This is a genomic window from Aestuariivita boseongensis (genome assembly GCF_001262635.1).
Taxonomy (GTDB): domain Bacteria; phylum Pseudomonadota; class Alphaproteobacteria; order Rhodobacterales; family Rhodobacteraceae; genus Aestuariivita; species Aestuariivita boseongensis.
Window position 1 is genome coordinate 76,734 of the sequence record NZ_JXYH01000010.1, and the last position, 16,313, is coordinate 93,046.

Genomic DNA, 16,313 nt, shown 5'->3' on the forward strand with positions numbered 1-16,313 from the left:
AGGGATTTTGCGAGGCTCTGCCTCGCGCTCCGGGAGTATTTAGGGCCAGAAAGAAGCAGGGATTATCCAGCAGCGGCCAGCAGGGTGCGGGTGTAATCTGTTTGCGGATTTGAGAAGAGAGCCTCGGCCTCGCCATATTCGATGACGTCGCCCTGTTTCATCACGATCATCCGGTGGCTCATGGCGCGCACGACCTTCAGGTCATGGCTGATGAAGAGGTAGGCCAGCCCGTATTTCTTTTGCAGATCGCGGAGCAGGTCGACGATCTGGACCTGCACGGTCATGTCCAAAGCCGATGTGGGTTCGTCCAGCACCAATAGCCGGGGGCGCAGCACCATGGCGCGCGCAATGGCGATGCGCTGGCGTTGGCCGCCGGAGAATTCGTGGGGGTAGCGATCCATGGCTGCCGGGTCGAGACCGGTTTCCACCATCGCTTCGGCCACGAGTTCGCGGGCGTTGCGGTCGGGGTCGACCTTGTGAATGGCAAGCCCTTCAGAGATGATCTGGAACGCCGTCATCCGTGGGCTGAGCGATCCGAAGGGATCCTGGAAGACGATCTGCATGTCCTTTCGCAGGCGGCGAAGCTCGCGGGTGGACCATTTGCGGATGTCTTGGCCCTGGAAGGTGATCCCGCCTTCCGATCCGATCAGGCGCATGATGGCAAGCGCCAGCGTTGTCTTGCCCGATCCGCTTTCGCCCACGATGCCCAGTGTTTCACCCGCGCGCACCGACAGCGTGGTGTCGTTGACGGCCTTCACATGGCCCACGGTGCGTTTCAGAAACCCCCGCTGGATCGGGAACCAGACCTTGAGGTTCTGGGTGCGCACAATTTCTTCGGCCGTGCCGTTGATGGGTTCGGGCGATCCCACGGCTTCGGCGGCAAGGAGTTTCTGGGTATAGGGGTGCTGCGGGTTGGTGAAAATCTCTTCGGTGGGACCGGTTTCGACAATCTCGCCGTCTTTCATCACGCAGACACGGTCGGCGATGCGGCGCACGACGCCCAGATCGTGGGTGATGAAGAGAAGGCCCATCCCTTCCTGTGCTTTCAGCTCGGCCAACAGTTCCAGGATCTGCGCCTGAATGGTCACGTCGAGCGCGGTTGTGGGTTCATCCGCGATCAGGATGTCGGGCTTGTTGGCCAGCGCCATGGCGATCATCACGCGCTGGCGTTGGCCGCCGGAAAGCTGGTGGGGGTAGGCAGAGAGACGGCTTTCGGCGTCGCGGATGCCCACCTTGTCCAGCAGCTCGATAATCCGGGTGCGGGCGGCGTCATCGACCAGCCCCTGGTGCAAGGCGAGGCTTTCCCGCAACTGCTTTTCGATGGTGTGAAGCGGGTTCAGCGAGGTCATCGGCTCTTGGAAGATGAAGCTGATATCGTTGCCGCGCACCTTGCGGAGCAGGCGTTCCGGGGCGCCGATCATCCCTTGCCCGTCATAGGTGACAGAGCCCGAGACCTGCGCGCTATCGCCCAGCAGGGACACGGTGGAAAGCGCCGTGACCGATTTGCCGGACCCGGATTCGCCCACCAGTGCGACGGTTTCACCCTTGTCGACAGAGAAGGAAACGCCGCGCACAGCTTCGGTAAATTGACCGTCCTGACGGAACGCAACGCGCAGGTCTTTGACGTCCAAAATCGCTGTCATGAGAAGGTCTTTCTGGGGTCGAACGCATCGCGGATGCCTTCGAAGATAAAGACCAGCAAAGACAGCATGATCGCGAAGGTGAAAAAGGCGGTGAAGGCCAGCCATGGCGCTTGCAGGTTTTCCTTGGCCTGAAGCGTCAGTTCGCCCAGCGAGGGGGCCGAGGACGGCAGGCCAAAGCCCAGGAAATCGAGGCTCGCCAGCGTGCCGATCGTGCCCGTGACGATGAAGGGCAGCATGGTGAGCGTCGCCACCATCGCGTTGGGCAGCATGTGGCGGAACATGATGGTCATGTTGCCCACGCCCAGCGCTTTGGCGGCGCGGACGTATTCCAGATTGCGCGCGCGCAGGAATTCGGCGCGCACCACGCCCACAAGGGCCGTCCAACTGAAGATGACCAGAAGGAACACGAGCAGCCAGAAACTTCGCCCCAGGATCGCGAACATGATGATGATCACGTAAAGGAAGGGGGTGGCCGTCCAAATCTCGATAATCCGTTGGAAAATCAGGTCGAGCCAGCCGCCGAAATACCCCTGCACCGCGCCTGCGATGATACCGATGATGGAGGCGGCCGCGGTCACCATGAGTGTGAAGGCCACCGACAATCGGAACCCGTGGATCACCCGCGCAAGCACATCGCGTTTGGTGTCATCGGTGCCCAGCCAGTTCTCACCATTTGGCGGCAAAGGGGCCGCGCCGGGACGGTCCACTGGCGTGTCATAGGAATAGGGGATCAGCGGCCAGAGCATCCAGCCGCGTGTGATCTCTTCACCCTCGACGATCCCATCCTCGGCGTCTTCGATATACCCTTCCGGGTCGTCGAAGCAGAGATCCAGACCACCCGTGGCGATCAGGCATTGCACCTCGGGGTCGCGATAGACGGCCTCGGTCTGGAAATCGCCGCCGAATTCGGTTTCGGGGTAGAAATTCCAGATGGGCGTGTAGAATGCACCTTGGTAGCGGATCAGGATCGGTTTGTCGTAGGCTAGGAATTCCGCGAACAGGCTGAGGCCGAACAGCACGCCAAAGATCCACATTGACCAATAGGCGCGCCTGTTGCGCTTGAAATTGCGCCAGCGGCGCTGGTTCAGGGGGGAAAGTGCCACTTACCCCTCCCGCCGTTCGAAATCGATGCGGGGGTCGACCAGCACATACATCAGGTCCGACAGGATGCCGACGACCAGGCCGATCAGGCCAAAGATAAAGAGCGTACCAAAGACGATGGGGTAATCGCGGGCGACGGCGGCTTCGAAGGCAAGGCGGCCAAGGCCGTCCAGCGAGAAGATCGTCTCGATGATCAGTGAGCCTGAGAAGAACACACCGATGAACACCGCCGGGAAGCCCGCGATCACGATCAGCATGGCGTTGCGGAAGACATGGCCATAAAGCACTTTCTGCTCAGACAAGCCCTTGGCGCGGGCGGTCATGACATAGTGCTTTTTGATCTCATCCAGAAAGCTGTTCTTGGTCAAAAGCGTCAGCGTCGCAAAGGCGGAAATGGTGGAGGCCAGCACCGGCAGCGTGATGTGCCAGAAGTAATCGCCGATCTTGCCAAACAGGCTGAGGTTTTCCCAATTGTCCGAGGTCAGGCCGCGCAAGGGGAAGATCTGATAATAGGAGCCGCCTGCAAAGAGCACGAGCAAAAGGATCGCAAACAGGAACCCAGGGATGGCATAGGCGACGATGATCGCACCGCTGGTCCAGGTGTCGAAACTCGACCCGTCGCGCACCGCCTTACGGATGCCAAGAGGAATCGAGATCAGATAGGCGATCAGCGTGGACCACAGCCCAAGTGAGATCGACACCGGCATCTTTTCGATGATCAGGTCGATCACCCCGATAGACCGGAAGTAACTGTCGCCGAAATCCAGCTGCATGTAGTTCCACAGCATGTTGAAAAACCGCTCAACCGGCGGTTTGTCGAAGCCGAATTCCTTTTCAAGTTGCTCGATGAACTCGGGCGGCAGGCCACGCGCGCCGACATATTGGCTGTCACTTGGCCCGGCTTTTTCGACCCCGGCATCCCCTTGATTGCCCGCAAAGGACCCAAACACGTCCCCTTGCCCTTGCGCCCGTGCGATAGCCTGTTCCACAGGGCCGCCCGGGACGAACTGGGTCAGTGCGAAATTGACCAGCATAATGCCGAACAGCGTGGGAATGATCAGCAGCAGACGCCGCAGAATATAGCCGCCCATGGGGCTCTTACCTCAATGCACCCGCGGCTCTGAGTTCGGCCGCCTTGTCGGCGTTGTACCACCAGAAATCCAGTTGGCCCAGCGCATAGGGGGGCAAAGGGTCGGGATAATCGAACATGTCGTAATAGGCGACCCAATAGCTGTCATTGTACCACAGCGGGATCATGATGAATTCATACCGCAGAGCGCGGTCCAGCGCACGCAGGGTGGTTTGTTCCTCTGCGGTGCTTTCAGACAGCAGCGAGGCCTGGATGATCGCGTCCACCAGGGGGCTGGCCAGACCGGCGGGGTTGAAGACGGAAAACGCCGCCTCGTCCGAGCCATAGCGCTGCATCAATCCGGTGCCGGTGCCCAGGAATGCCGCATAGGCGTCAAAGACCAGATCATAGTCGCGCTCACGTTCACGGAGGGTGTATTGCGAGGGGTCGACCTTTTCCAAAATCGCCTCGACCCCCATCTTTTCAAGGTTTGAGACGAAGTTTTCCATCACAGCGCTCAGCGTGCCTTCCTGTGCGGTGTTGAAGAGGAACGTCAGGCGCAACGGATCGCCAGCGGCGTTGCGGCGTTTGCCGTCATCGCCCACGGCCCAGCCTGCCTCGTCCAAAAGTCGCATCGCCTGACGCAGATTGCGGCGGTCGTTCAGACGCGCGGGGTTCGATGTATGGGGCATCAACGCCGGTTCCGTGAGCAGTTCGGGCGGGACAATATCGCCAAGGGATTGCAGGAACTCCAGCTCGGCGCCTTCCGGCACCCCTTCGGCCATCAGGGGGGTGTCCTGCGTGAAGGATGCGCGTTGCTTGAAGAGCCCGTATTGCAGCGATTCATTCGTCCATTCGAAATTATAGCCCAGCGCGATGGCCTGACGGACGCGCTTGTCCTGCAGGATCTCCCGGCCCAGGTTGAATACGATGCCGGACGGTGTCGGAGGCGTACCGTCAGGCAATTCCGTTTTCACCACAAAGCCATCATTGATCTTGGGGAAATCATAGAGCGTCGCCCACTTCTTGGAATCGCCCTCCTGGCGGAAGGTGTATTCACCGGCTTTGAACGCCTCGAAAGACGCGGTGTCGTCGCCGAAATACTCAACCCGGATGCTGTCGAAATTGTGCCGGCCCTGGTTGATTGGCAGATCCTTGCCCCAATAATCGGGGTTTCGCTTGTAAACGATGCGGCGGTTTACATCGACGGTGTCGACCATGTAAGGCCCCGATCCGGGTGAGGTTTCCAGCCGGCTTTCATCCAACCGCGCTCCGGTTTCTTCAAACCACTTCTTCGACCAAACCGGCACACCGCCCACCTGATCAATCAGACTGCGGCGCGAGATGCCTTCGGTGAAGTAGAACTTGATGCGGTAATCATCCAGCACTTCGGCCTTGGGGATCCGCTTTTTCACCGCCGCCGCGTATGACGGCAAACCCTGCTCCAACAACAGGTTGTGCGAGAACAGAACATCATGCGCCGTCAGCGGCGTGCCATCGGAAAACCGCGCCTCAGGGCGCATGTGAAAGATCACCCAATCCTTGGTGGGCGGGTATTCCAACCGCTCGCACAGCAGGCAGTAGCCTTCGCCATATGTATCGGCCGCCCCATCGCCCAACAGGCTTTCATACATGAACCAGCTCAGCTGCCCGCGACGGCCCTTCACCGTGTAGGGGTTCATCGAATCGAAAGTGCCCAGCGCGGCGAAGGAAATCTCGCCCCCTTTGGGCGCGTCAGGGTTCACGAAATCGAAGTGCTCAAAATCGGGCCCGTATTTCAGATCGCCGTAAAAAGAATAGCCGTGACTGACGATCAGATCATCGCTTGCCGTCTCTTCCGCCTTGGCGGGCAAGCTTAGAAGCAGAACGAAGGAAAGGCAGATAAAGCCGAAACTCAACAAACGGGGATGCGATGCAGGGCGCGCGAGGGCACGGGTTTGGAACATTCGGATCTTCCTGTTGTCAATCTGGATGGCCTCAGGGCCTTATTTTGTTGATGTAAGGTAATCAGCGCACAAGCCAACACTCAAGTTGAGAATCCGTGATCAAACGCCTGTGTGCGGCAATCCTCTGCGTTTTGCAGGCGATTTCTGCTTCCCGCGTTGCTTTGGCGGCGCAACGCACGAAAAAAGGCCGCCGCAAAACGCGACGGCCTTCGAAAAACTGCATGCCGGTCGGATTACCCGCCGATGGTTGCCAGATAGGCAATCAGGTTTGCACGATCTTCGATCTTGCGCATGCCGGCATAGCCCATCGAGGTTCCGGGCGCGTAATCGCGCGGGCTTTCCAGGAAACCACTGAGGTTTTCAGGGGTCCACGCGCCTCCCATAGAGGCAAGCGTATCGGAATAGCCATAGCCATCGACCGTCCCCTTTTCGCGGCCCACAACGCCAAACAGATGCGGCCCGGTGCCGTTTGCGCCGTCTTCCAGCTTGTGGCAGGCGCTGCATTGACGGAACAGGCGTGCACCCTTGTCCGCTTCGGCCGAAGCAAACACAGTGGCAAAATCGACCTCTTCGGTTTCGGCCGTTTCGGTTTCTTCCTCGCCGGTGTCTATCACATAGGCCTGCTCGCCATGCCCATCGACATGGTAAAGTTCTTCCGCGGCCCAGCTGCCCAGCAAAAAGATAAGAAGCGCCCCGAACAAACCGCCGGCCGCCTTGGTGAAGGTCATCGTATCAAGCATGTGTTGCCCGTCCATTTGATCCAGTTCCGCGGCTATCTATTGCTTCCCTCCGGAACTGGCAAGATATAGACACCGCGACCAAACGCCCTTTTCGATCAAATGCGCTGAAGGACCAAGACATGACCAAACGGATCGCCTTTCAGGGAGAGTTGGGTGCCTATTCCCACCAGGCCTGCCGCGAAGCGCGCCCGGATATGGAGGCGCTGCCCTGCCGCACCTTCGAGGACGCCATCGAAGCGGTGCGTTCGGGCGAAGCCGATCTTGGCATGCTGCCCGTTGAAAACTCGACCTATGGCCGCGTCGCCGACATCCACTCGCTGTTGCCGCGCTCGGGCCTGCACATCATCGACGAAGCCTTTGTGCGCGTGCACATCAATCTGCTGGCGGTTCCGGGCACCCCGCTTGACCAGATCGAACAGGCAATGAGCCACACGGTCCTGCTGGGACAGTGCAAGGAATTTCTGGCCAAACACGGCATTCACCGGATCACTGGCGCCGACACGGCAGGATCCGCGCGCCATGTGGCTGAACTGGGCGATCCCAAGATCGCAGCGCTTGCCAGCGAACTGGCCGGAGAGATCTACGGCCTTGATGTGCTGGCCCGCCATATCGAGGATGAGGGCAACAACACCACCCGCTTCCTGATCATGTCCCGCGAGGCCGATCATTCCCGGCGCGGGAATGATGGCATGATCACCTCGTTCGTCTTTCAGGTGCGCAACATTCCGGCAGCGCTTTACAAGGCCATGGGCGGTTTCGCGACCAATGGCGTGAACATGACCAAGCTGGAAAGCTACATGGTGGGCGGCACCTTCACCGCCACGCAGTTCTATGCCGATATCGACGGGCATCCCGACGATCCGGGCGTCAAGCTTGCCCTGGAAGAACTGGATTACTTCACGACCAACGTGGAAATCCTGGGCGTTTATCCCGCCTCACCCGACCGGCACTGACGCCGGCCCCGCACCTTCACGCCATACGTGAGATACGCTCTTCAATGTCGCGGGCATATTCTGCCACGCGCAGTCGAAACCGTTTTGTCAGATTGCTTTTGGCCAGCTTCATCGACTGTACAAAAAGCCGCGCGGGCAATGTGCGGGGTTTGATCTCGAAATCGACGGAAATGCGCGTGCGATTGGGCGACAGCGCCACAAGCTCCAGCGCGAGAGATGTCAAAAGCCCGCCCGACTGCCCCTCGAAAACCATTTCCGTGGGTATCGCGTATCGCGCCAGGGTAACCTGGGTCTTCCGCTCTTTGCCACGAAAGGTGAAGCTGGCCTGCCAGGCCTGGCCGACATGCGGAATGTCGTGATCGCCGATCCGGTGCACATCCGCCCCGCGCCGGATGGCCGAGCGTTCGTAAATCTCGAAATCCGACAGCATGCCAAACACGCTGGCAATCGGCGCTTCGACGTCTTCCTTGCTGGAAAATTTCATGCTGCGTGCCTCGGGGATGCTTTGTGATTTGGCAAAACTGTGCCGTCAATCCAGCCTGTCCGCAAGCCAGTTGCGGATCAAAAAATGCGCGATCGCCCCCTTGCGCGCCGGTTTCAAAACCGGGTGCTGGCCGGCAAAAGCCGTCATCATCTCGTCCCGCGTCACCCAGATCGCATCTTCGATCTCGTTCGGGTCGATCGTGATATCCCGGCTCAGCGCCTCCCCCCCGCACCCGAACATGAGCGAGGCCGGAAACGGCCAGGGCTGGCTTGCCAGATAGCTCACAGCGCCCACTTTGACGCCGGTTTCCTCGAATACTTCGCGCCGCACGGCAGCTTCCAGGGTTTCACCGGGCTCCACGAAACCCGCCAGAAGGGAATACATCCCCTCGGGCCAACCTGGGGACCGGCCCATGAGAACGGATGACCCGTGCGTGATCAGCATGATCACAACCGGATCGGTCCGTGGGAAATGATGCGACTTGCACGCGGGGCAGGTGCGCTGCCATCCCGCCTGCGCCACATCGCTGCGCGTACCACACCGCGCACAGAAACGGTGCGTACTGTGCCAACCGATGATCGCCTTGGCGGTTGCCGCGATTTCTGCCGCCCGCCGATCAAGCCGCGTCATCACCATGCGCAATTCGGCAAAAACATGGTCCTCGGGCAAGTCGGGGTGGCGCTGCTGGCTGGGATCCAGAAAAAGCCCGAGGGACTCGGCATCCAGCTGTTCCGGCTCCCAGGTCGAAAAATCCACAGCAAAAAGAGGCGTTCCATCCTCCTCAAGCCCAATGAAAACCATCGTGTCCCGATTTCCAACCTCGCGCTCAAGAACCGGATGATCCGGTGGCAGCAGGCCCAGACTGTCCTGCCCTTCCCCTTTGAGCAGTGGCTTGCCCCGCCAGACCGGAAGGCACCGCGCGCGCGAATCTTTCAGCATTTTGGCCAAGGCCGCCGCATCGCCACGCAGATGGGCCGCGCGATCCAGTCCGCTGCCCCCGAATGTCACTGTTTCGGCCAGTTTCACCTTCATCCTCCCTGCCTGTTTGGCAGGCATCGCATGCGATTTGCCGCGATACAATGGCAGGCGGTCGAATTACTTCGCGAAGAATTCGCATACCGAACCTTGAATGCAACCTGAAGTTGCTATGTTGTCAGGGGAAGGTTGTTCTTACCCCGCCACGGAGGGCGTTCTGAAACACGATCGTCGGCTTCCCGAAACAACTGCTGTGGGGCAGTCGTCGACACGCAAAGCGGGCCGGTTGCGCATTCTTGCGACTTCGGATCTGCATATGCAGCTGCGCAGTTTCGATTACTTCACGGATAAACCTATCGAAAGCGCCGGCATGACCCGGCTGGCCACCCTGATGCGCGAGACCCGCGAAAAGGCCAAAGCACGCGGCGATGTGGTGATCACCCTCGACAATGGCGACAGCCTGCAGGGCACCCCGCTGGAAGAACAGGCCCTGCGCGACATGGCGGGCCCGCACATCTTCTACCGGGCGCTGAACCTCATGCAGTATGACGCGGCCGGTCTGGGCAATCACGATTTCAACTTCGACCTCGATTCCCTCGAGGCCAGCCTGCGCGATGCCCCCGTGCCGATCCTGTGCACGAATGCGCGGCGCGTCGATGGCGGGCAACTGCCCGTGCATCGCTGGACCGTGCTTGACCGAGAGCTTTGCGGGCATTCCCTGAAAATAGGCGTCTTCTCGGTGTTGCCGCCACAAACGCTGATCTGGGATGCCGATCACCTGACCGGCCACATGACGATTGATGACATCATGTCCTCGGCGCGCGATGCCATCGCGACCCTTCGGTCAGAGGGTTGTGACATCATCATCGCATTGGCCCATACCGGCCTTGGCGAACCGGTCGAAGAAACCGGGCAGGAAAACGCGCTTTGGCCATTGACCCAGATGGGTGGTCTGGATGCGGTTGTGGCCGGTCACACGCATCTGTTACTGCCCGATCCGCATGCACCAGAAGGCTCTGACCTGGCGCGCGGCGTTTTGCATGGCACGCCCGTGGTCATGCCGGGGGCAGGTGGCGGGCATCTTGGCATCATCGATCTGGATCTGGCGCATGACGGCCGCGCGTGGCAGGTCATTGGCAAACAGGCCCAACTGCGCCCGGCCGAAACGGGCGAGGATGCAGCACTTTCTGAAATGACTGCGCCACTGCACCGGGCGACGCGGTCGCATCTGGCGCAAAGCATAGGTCATACCCCTCTGCCGCTTCACAGCTATTTCGGGTTTCTGGCCCCGTCCCCAGCCCTTGCCCTTGTCGCGGCTGCCAAAGCGCATGCGCTCAGCCAATTGGGCGCGCTGCCTGATGGCTTGCCGATCCTGTCCAGTGTTGCCCCGGCCAAGATGGGCGGGCGCGGCGGGCCTGACAATTACGTCAACATTCCCGCCGGGCCGCTCAGCCTGCGCCATGTCTTCGATCTGTGCTTCTTCCCGAACCGGATGGCCGGCGTCATCGTCACCGGCGCGCAACTGGCCGACTGGATCGAGATGTCGGCCGGCCTTTACAACCAGATCACGCCCGGCCAGCCCGATCAGCCCCTTCTGGATCCTGAAAGACCCGCCCATGGCAGCGACATCTTCTACGGTGTGGAATATGAACTAGACCTGTCCCAACCTTCGCGTTTCACCATCTCAGGCGACCTGGTCGACGACAGCCATCGCCGATTGGTACGGCTTGAGTATCAGGGCAAACCTGTTGCCGCCGATGACAGGTTCGCCGTCGCCCTCAGCAGTTACCGGGCCAATGGCGGCGGCAATATCGCAGCCCTCAGATCAGCCGAGAGGATAGAGATACCGCATCTTCTGGTGCGCGATGCGCTGCGGACCTATCTTCAGGACGGGTGCTTCCCCGATTGGGCGCAACAACAGGTCTGCCGGTTCACGCCGCTGGGTCAAACCACTGTCCTGGCCGCCTCCAGCCCCGATGCGCGCGCCCATCTTGACGAGCTGGGTCCGATTTTTGCCGGAGAGCATGGCATAGACAAGCACGGCTTCCTTCAACTGCGCCTGACGCTTTGACCTTTGGGTGATCTTGCGAATCCCGCCGGGTTTCCCTAAATAAACCCCTGAGAGGTTGGCGCGGGCGAGCGCCTCGCCAACCCGGTCAGATCCGGAAGGAAGCAGCCGTAACGAGCCCCGCTTGGGTCGTTGTCCAGCCTCTCACCCTTTCCACCAGGATCAGATGCAAACAGCCTCGCCCAACATGTGCGGCCATATCGCCGCGTTCTGTGGCGCGAACCCCGCAACATGCCCTACCGATGACAAACCGGCATCGGACGGATCCAGCACAACCCGGCTGCAGGCCTCCGCGCCAAAGCTGCGCTCCAGCCGCCATGTGCAGCGCGACGGCATCATGGAATCATCGGCAAAGCTGACAAGACGCACAGGCGCACCGGTCCATTTCGGCTTGGGGATCGTGTCTCCAACGTCCGGCCAGAAAAAGGATTTCGACGTGCACCACTTGCGCCATTCCCAATAGACGCCGGGTGGCAGGTCCTCCCCGAACCCCAGACGCTTGCCGGGCAAATACCCAAGCGCCCCGGCGATCAGCGGGGCATGGCCAAACCAGAACAGCCGCGCCAATCCCTGATAGGGCCAGGGGTGATCGCTGTGGTGCACATAACCGCTTGCAACGGCAAAGACGTGTTCGATGTCGTCAATGTCATCCTGCATGGGAAGCAACATCGCGCCCAGAGAATGCCCCAGCACCCAAAGCGGAACGCCCGGAATCCGATCCCGCAACGCCGCGCGGGCGGCGGGTTGATCGCGCAGCGCCCAGTTCAGCATTGTCGCATGGCTATCACGCACATGTCCCGTGGCCGACGTACCCATGCCGTCATAGTCAAATGTCAGGCACGCGATTTTCTGGTCAGACGCAAGCCACCGGGCAAAGTGGCGATAGAAACGCTGTGGCACACCCGTTGCGCCGTTCAGAACCAGGGCCGCACGCGGAGGCCCCGAAGGAAGAAAAAGAGTGCCGCTCAGTTCAGTTGAACCTGATGGGAAGGTAACAGGCACAACCTGGATCAGGTCGGAGGAATTGGCATCCAGCATGAGCAGATCCTCTGGGTTGCGAGCGGCACTAGACCAATCGGTCCAATCACATCACTAGACCAATCGGTCCAGACCTGTCAATATGGAAACATGACCAGCTCGGACCGCCCCCTTCCCACGAAAGACCGCCTGATACAGGCTGCGGCCCGCCTGTTTCGCCGCTATGGCTATAACGGGGTTGGGCTGAACGACATTCTTGAGGCCGCCAAGGCCCCCAAAGGATCGCTCTATCATCATTTTCCGAACGGCAAGACGGATCTTGCCATCGCCGCAGCGACCTGGGCCTCAGACGGAATGCTGCGCACCATGGCTGCGTCTTTTGAAAATGCCGACAGTTTCGAGGCCGGTTTCGCCACGCTCTGTCACAAGCTGGCCAAGCTGTTCGAACTGTCGGGCCAAAGCGACGGATGCCCCGTCTCGGGCGCGCTATTCGATGGGCCGGAAAACGAAGACTTCCGCAAAACCACCGACCACATCTTCGAAGGCTGGATCTCCGAAGCAGAACACTACGCCATCCGTTTCGGGGATAATCCCGATGACGCAAGGCGCAAGGCTGAACTTCTGTTCATGCTGATCGAAGGCGGCTGGACCATGGCACGCGCGAAACGGTCATCGGACGTATTGCGCCACCTGCCGGAAAAGCTGGCGGCGCTTTGACCCGCCTATAACCGGTTGGTCGAGAAAGTGTCACAAGCCGCGATCCGCGCCTGATCAAAGCCGCGCTCAAACCAGCGGGCGCGCTGCGCGGATGTGCCATGGGTAAAGGTATGCGGCTGCGGCACCCGGCCCGCGCTTCTTTGCAACTGATCGTCGCCGATCATCCGCGCCGCGTTCAGCGCCTCGGCCAGATCCCCGCGCTCCATCAGCCCCTGCACCGATGCGGCCCACACGCCGGACAGGCAATCGGCCTGCAGCTCAAGCCGCACGGTCAGCGCGTTGGCCTGGGATCGCGAGGATTGTCTGCGCAGGTCATGAACCTGCTTCAGGATACCAAGCTGGTTCTGCACGTGATGCGCCACCTCATGCGCCACCACATAGGCCGCCGCGAAGTCACCCCCGGCGCCCAGCCGCTGCGACATCGTCGCGAAGAACTGCGTATCCAGATAGGCTTTCTGATCAGCCGGGCAGTAAAACGGCCCCGTCGCGCCGGACGCCCCGCCACAAGGGCTTTGCGTCGCCCCGCCAAACAGAACCAGAACCGGCGGTTGATAGCTACGACCCAATTCCTCTTCAAACCGCGCGGCCCAGACCTGTTCCGTTGTCGCTAGAACACGCGAAGTAAAGTCGGCAGCCTGCTGATCAGCCTCGCTGAGCGCACGGGGTTCGCCCACCGATCCGGCCTGTTCCTCCAGCAGGGGCACCACGTCGATTCCGGTGAAATATCCGATCGCCAGGATCAGCAGCACCGCGCCCGCACTCAGCCCACCCGCGCGCCCGCCAACGCGCCGCTGACCGCGCCTGTCTTCGATATTGGTGCTTTTTCTGACGCCTCGTAACCGCATGGCGAACCTCCGAACCGGAACACATCTTACCATCCTAAGCGCATCGCGGCGCACCTGACCAGCGATCTTACACGCTCCTTGCTGGACCGCCCCGGCGCGCTCGCATAACCTGCGGGCTCAGCCGAATCTCCGGAGAGACGATGAGCGAGACCGACACAAAAGGGTACAAGGTACTGGCGCGGAAATACCGCCCGGAAACCTTCGCCGATCTCGTAGGTCAGGACGCCATGGTGCGCACCCTGAAAAACGCGTTCGAGGCGGACCGGATCGCTCAGGCCTTCATCATGACAGGCATTCGCGGAACGGGTAAGACGACGACCGCCCGGATCATCGCCAAGGGCATGAACTGCATCGGGCCGGATGGGCAAGGCCAGCCCACGACAGATCCTTGCGGGCAATGCGAGCATTGCGTGGCGATCATGGAAGGCCGCCATGTCGATGTGATGGAGATGGACGCGGCCTCGCGCACCGGCGTTGGCGATATCCGCGAAATCATCGATTCCGTCGCCTATCGCGCGGCCTCCGCCCGCTACAAGATCTACATCATCGACGAAGTCCACATGCTGTCCAACAGCGCCTTCAACGCGCTTTTGAAAACGCTGGAAGAACCTCCAGCGCATGTGAAATTCATTTTCGCCACAACCGAGATCCGCAAAGTCCCAGTGACGGTCCTGTCGCGCTGCCAGCGCTTTGACCTGCGCCGGATCGAACCCGAAGACATGATCGCCCTTCTGCGCCGGATCGCAACCGCCGAAGGCGCGCAGATCACCGACGATGCGCTGGCGCTGATCACCCGCGCGGCGGAAGGGTCGGCACGCGACGCAACCTCGCTTCTGGATCAGGCGATTTCCCATGGCGCGGGCGAAACCACCGCCGATCAGGTTCGCGCGATGCTGGGTCTGGCCGACCGGGGCCGGGTTCTGGATCTGATGGACATGATCCTGAAGGGCGATGCAGCCGCCGCTTTAGGCGAGCTGGGCGCGCAATATGCCGATGGGGCCGATCCCATGGCCGTGCTGCGTGATCTGGCTGAAATCACGCACTGGATTTCCGTGGTCAAGATCACCCCAGACGCGGCCGAAGACCCCACCGTCAGCCCCGATGAGCGTGCCCGCGGCGTCCAGATGGCCGAGGCTTTGCCGATGCGCGTCCTGACCCGCATGTGGCAGATGCTGCTGAAAGCGCTTGAGGAGGTCGCCGCCGCCCCCAACGCCATGATGGCCGCCGAGATGGCGATCATCCGGCTGACCCATGTGGCCGATCTGCCCAGCCCGGAAGAGCTGGTGCGCCGCTTGTCTGATGCGCCGCCGCCTCCCGCACCGGGCCCAGGCCCCGGGACCGCCGTGCAGAACGGCACAAGCTCCGGCGCACAGGCGGTGGCGCGGGCGCAAACCCGTATGGCGGGCAGCCCCAACGCTTCGGGTCAGACCACCGCTCTGGCGCGCGATCTGGATGAGGCGCTGGCGCGCTTTCCCACATTCGAACACGTGGTCGAACTGATCCGCGCCAACCGCGATGGCAAGCTGCTGGTCGATGTGGAAACCGGCCTGCGGCTGGTCAGCTATCAGCCCGGCCGGATCGAGTTTCAACCTGCAGACAACGCCCCCGGCGATCTGGCGCAGCGGCTGGGCCAGCGCCTGCAGATGTGGACGGGAAACCGTTGGGGCGTCTCGGTCGTCTCTTCCGGCGGCGGCAAGACGATTGACGAGGTGCGCAACGCCGAACGCTATGCGCTGGAAGAACAGGCGCGCGCGCACCCGATGGTGCAGGCCGTCCTGTCGGCCTTCCCCAAGGCGCAGATCAAGGATATCCGCACCGCCGCAGACATCGCGGCCGAGGCCCAGACCGAAGCCCTCCCCGAGGTCGAAGACGAATGGGATCCGTTCGAAGAAGACTGATCAACCAAAGGCACAGGCCATCAAACAGCTTCGCATCCTCATCCCCGCATTCCTGCTGATCCCGGGCTCCGCCTGGGCGCAAAGCTGCGCGGATCAGCGCCCGAACTGGATTGCAGGTACAGATGTGACCATGGTGGACGAGGCGATCGCACTCTTTTCCTCCCCGTTTGCATTGGTACTGCTTGTGGCCAGCGCGCTCTGCCTGCGGTTCAAAAGCCAATGGGGCGGCGTCGTCGTCGTGGTGCTCTGGACCGCTCTGATCTCGCTTATCACATTCGCCGACGCGGGGGGGCGTGCCGCCGGCGTGGCCGAAGGTTGTATCGGATCGCCCACCCTGTTTATTGCGATTGTCGCCGCGATCAGCGTGATCGTGATCCTCTATACCGTTCCACGCACCCCCAAAGACGGGGATACCCCCTGACAGCCACGCGGCCCTTGTACGGCCCGCTTGCCCCCCGTATCTAACCATCAACCGATTTTTCAGGAGAGACCACGACATGCTCAAAGGACTTGGCAGCCTCGGCGATATGGCCGGGATGATGAAAAAAGCCCAGGAAATGCAGACCAAGATGGCCGAGATGCAGGAAGAGCTGCACAACATCATGGTCACAGGCGAAGCGGGCGCGGGTCTAGTGAAGGCCACCGCATCGGCGAAAGGGGATCTCAAGGCGCTGGATATCGATCCGTCGATTTTTAATGGCGACGACAAGGAAGTTGTCGAAGACCTGATCCTGGCCGCCATCAAGGATGCGCAGGCGAAAGCCGCCGAACGCGCGCAAGAAGAGATGGGCAAACTGACCGAAGGTCTGGGCCTGCCCAAGGATATGAAGCTTCCGTTCTAAAGAACGGCAGTTTCGGCGCGGTGTAGCGGGTTTGCTGTGCAAACCAGCGGGCCG

15 protein-coding genes and 1 other RNA gene are annotated in these 16,313 nt (G+C 60.9%); 7 read left to right on the forward strand and 9 right to left on the reverse strand.

Going from position 1 to position 16,313, the window contains the following annotated elements:
• Positions 1-62: 62 nt before the first annotated feature.
• The 5 genes from TR61_RS06215 to TR61_RS06235 form a co-directional block, all read right to left on the reverse strand.
• Positions 63-1,643, reverse strand: a complete 1,581-nt coding sequence (locus TR61_RS06215; RefSeq protein WP_050929047.1) for an ABC transporter ATP-binding protein — start codon at positions 1,641-1,643, stop codon at positions 63-65.
• Positions 1,640-2,746 carry an ABC transporter permease gene (locus TR61_RS06220; protein ID WP_050929048.1) on the reverse strand — a complete coding sequence of 369 codons (1,107 nt, stop codon included), beginning with the start codon at positions 2,744-2,746 and terminating at the stop codon, positions 1,640-1,642. Before TR61_RS06220 ends, TR61_RS06215 begins: the two co-directional genes overlap by 4 nt.
• Complete coding sequence (locus TR61_RS06225) at positions 2,747-3,835, reverse strand: microcin C ABC transporter permease YejB (protein WP_050929049.1); 1,089 nt, start codon at positions 3,833-3,835, stop codon at positions 2,747-2,749.
• Positions 3,836-3,842: 7 nt separating this feature from the next.
• A complete protein-coding gene (locus tag TR61_RS06230; protein WP_082181865.1) occupies positions 3,843-5,759 on the reverse strand; it encodes an extracellular solute-binding protein in 1,917 nt (638 codons plus the stop codon).
• A gap of 233 nt (positions 5,760-5,992) precedes the next feature.
• Positions 5,993-6,499, reverse strand: a complete 507-nt coding sequence (locus tag TR61_RS06235) for a c-type cytochrome (RefSeq protein ID WP_050929070.1) — start codon at positions 6,497-6,499, stop codon at positions 5,993-5,995.
• 119 nt (positions 6,500-6,618) lie between these two features.
• Here TR61_RS06235 and TR61_RS06240 point away from each other — a divergent pair, with 119 nt between their 5' ends.
• Entirely contained in the window at positions 6,619-7,452 is an 834-nt protein-coding gene (locus TR61_RS06240) for a prephenate dehydratase (RefSeq protein WP_050929050.1), read from the forward strand.
• Between the two features lie 16 nt (positions 7,453-7,468).
• Here TR61_RS06240 and TR61_RS06245 read toward each other — a convergent pair whose 3' ends face one another.
• Both TR61_RS06245 and nudC read right to left on the reverse strand, forming a co-directional pair.
• Positions 7,469-7,936 (reverse strand): SRPBCC family protein, encoded by a 468-nt coding sequence (locus TR61_RS06245; protein ID WP_050929051.1) that lies wholly within the window; start codon positions 7,934-7,936, stop codon positions 7,469-7,471.
• A gap of 45 nt (positions 7,937-7,981) precedes the next feature.
• Complete coding sequence (nudC, locus tag TR61_RS06250; protein WP_050929071.1) at positions 7,982-8,962, reverse strand: NAD(+) diphosphatase; 981 nt, start codon at positions 8,960-8,962, stop codon at positions 7,982-7,984.
• A gap of 202 nt (positions 8,963-9,164) precedes the next feature.
• Here nudC and TR61_RS06255 point away from each other — a divergent pair, with 202 nt between their 5' ends.
• A complete protein-coding gene (locus tag TR61_RS06255; RefSeq protein ID WP_172676943.1) occupies positions 9,165-10,982 on the forward strand; it encodes a 5'-nucleotidase C-terminal domain-containing protein in 1,818 nt (605 codons plus the stop codon).
• Between the two features lie 49 nt (positions 10,983-11,031).
• Positions 11,032-11,128, forward strand: an RNA gene (gene ffs / locus TR61_RS19620) — signal recognition particle sRNA small type.
• A gap of 13 nt (positions 11,129-11,141) precedes the next feature.
• Here ffs and TR61_RS06260 read toward each other — a convergent pair.
• Positions 11,142-12,017: an alpha/beta hydrolase family protein gene (locus TR61_RS06260; RefSeq protein ID WP_050929053.1), complete on the reverse strand. Its 876-nt coding sequence runs from the start codon at positions 12,015-12,017 to the stop codon at positions 11,142-11,144.
• 90 nt (positions 12,018-12,107) lie between these two features.
• Between TR61_RS06260 and TR61_RS06265 the strand changes: the two genes are divergently transcribed.
• Positions 12,108-12,674, forward strand: a complete 567-nt coding sequence (locus TR61_RS06265; RefSeq protein WP_050929054.1) for a TetR/AcrR family transcriptional regulator — start codon at positions 12,108-12,110, stop codon at positions 12,672-12,674.
• Between the two features lie 5 nt (positions 12,675-12,679).
• Here the strand turns inward: TR61_RS06265 and ypfJ are convergent, their stop codons facing one another.
• The gene (gene ypfJ, locus TR61_RS06270; protein ID WP_050929055.1) at positions 12,680-13,519 is read right to left on the reverse strand and encodes a KPN_02809 family neutral zinc metallopeptidase; all 840 of its coding nucleotides are present in this window, start codon (positions 13,517-13,519) and stop codon (positions 12,680-12,682) included.
• Positions 13,520-13,659: 140 nt separating this feature from the next.
• Here ypfJ and TR61_RS06275 point away from each other — a divergent pair, with 140 nt between their 5' ends.
• From TR61_RS06275 to TR61_RS06285, 3 genes are all read left to right on the forward strand, one after another.
• On the forward strand, positions 13,660-15,417 hold the full coding sequence (locus TR61_RS06275) for a DNA polymerase III subunit gamma/tau (RefSeq protein ID WP_050929056.1): 1,758 nt from the start codon (positions 13,660-13,662) through the stop codon (positions 15,415-15,417).
• 124 nt (positions 15,418-15,541) lie between these two features.
• Positions 15,542-15,838: a hypothetical protein gene (locus TR61_RS06280; RefSeq protein ID WP_157440832.1), complete on the forward strand. Its 297-nt coding sequence runs from the start codon at positions 15,542-15,544 to the stop codon at positions 15,836-15,838.
• A gap of 76 nt (positions 15,839-15,914) precedes the next feature.
• Positions 15,915-16,259, forward strand: a complete 345-nt coding sequence (locus tag TR61_RS06285) for a YbaB/EbfC family nucleoid-associated protein (protein ID WP_050929058.1) — start codon at positions 15,915-15,917, stop codon at positions 16,257-16,259.
• Positions 16,260-16,313: the final 54 nt, after the last annotated feature.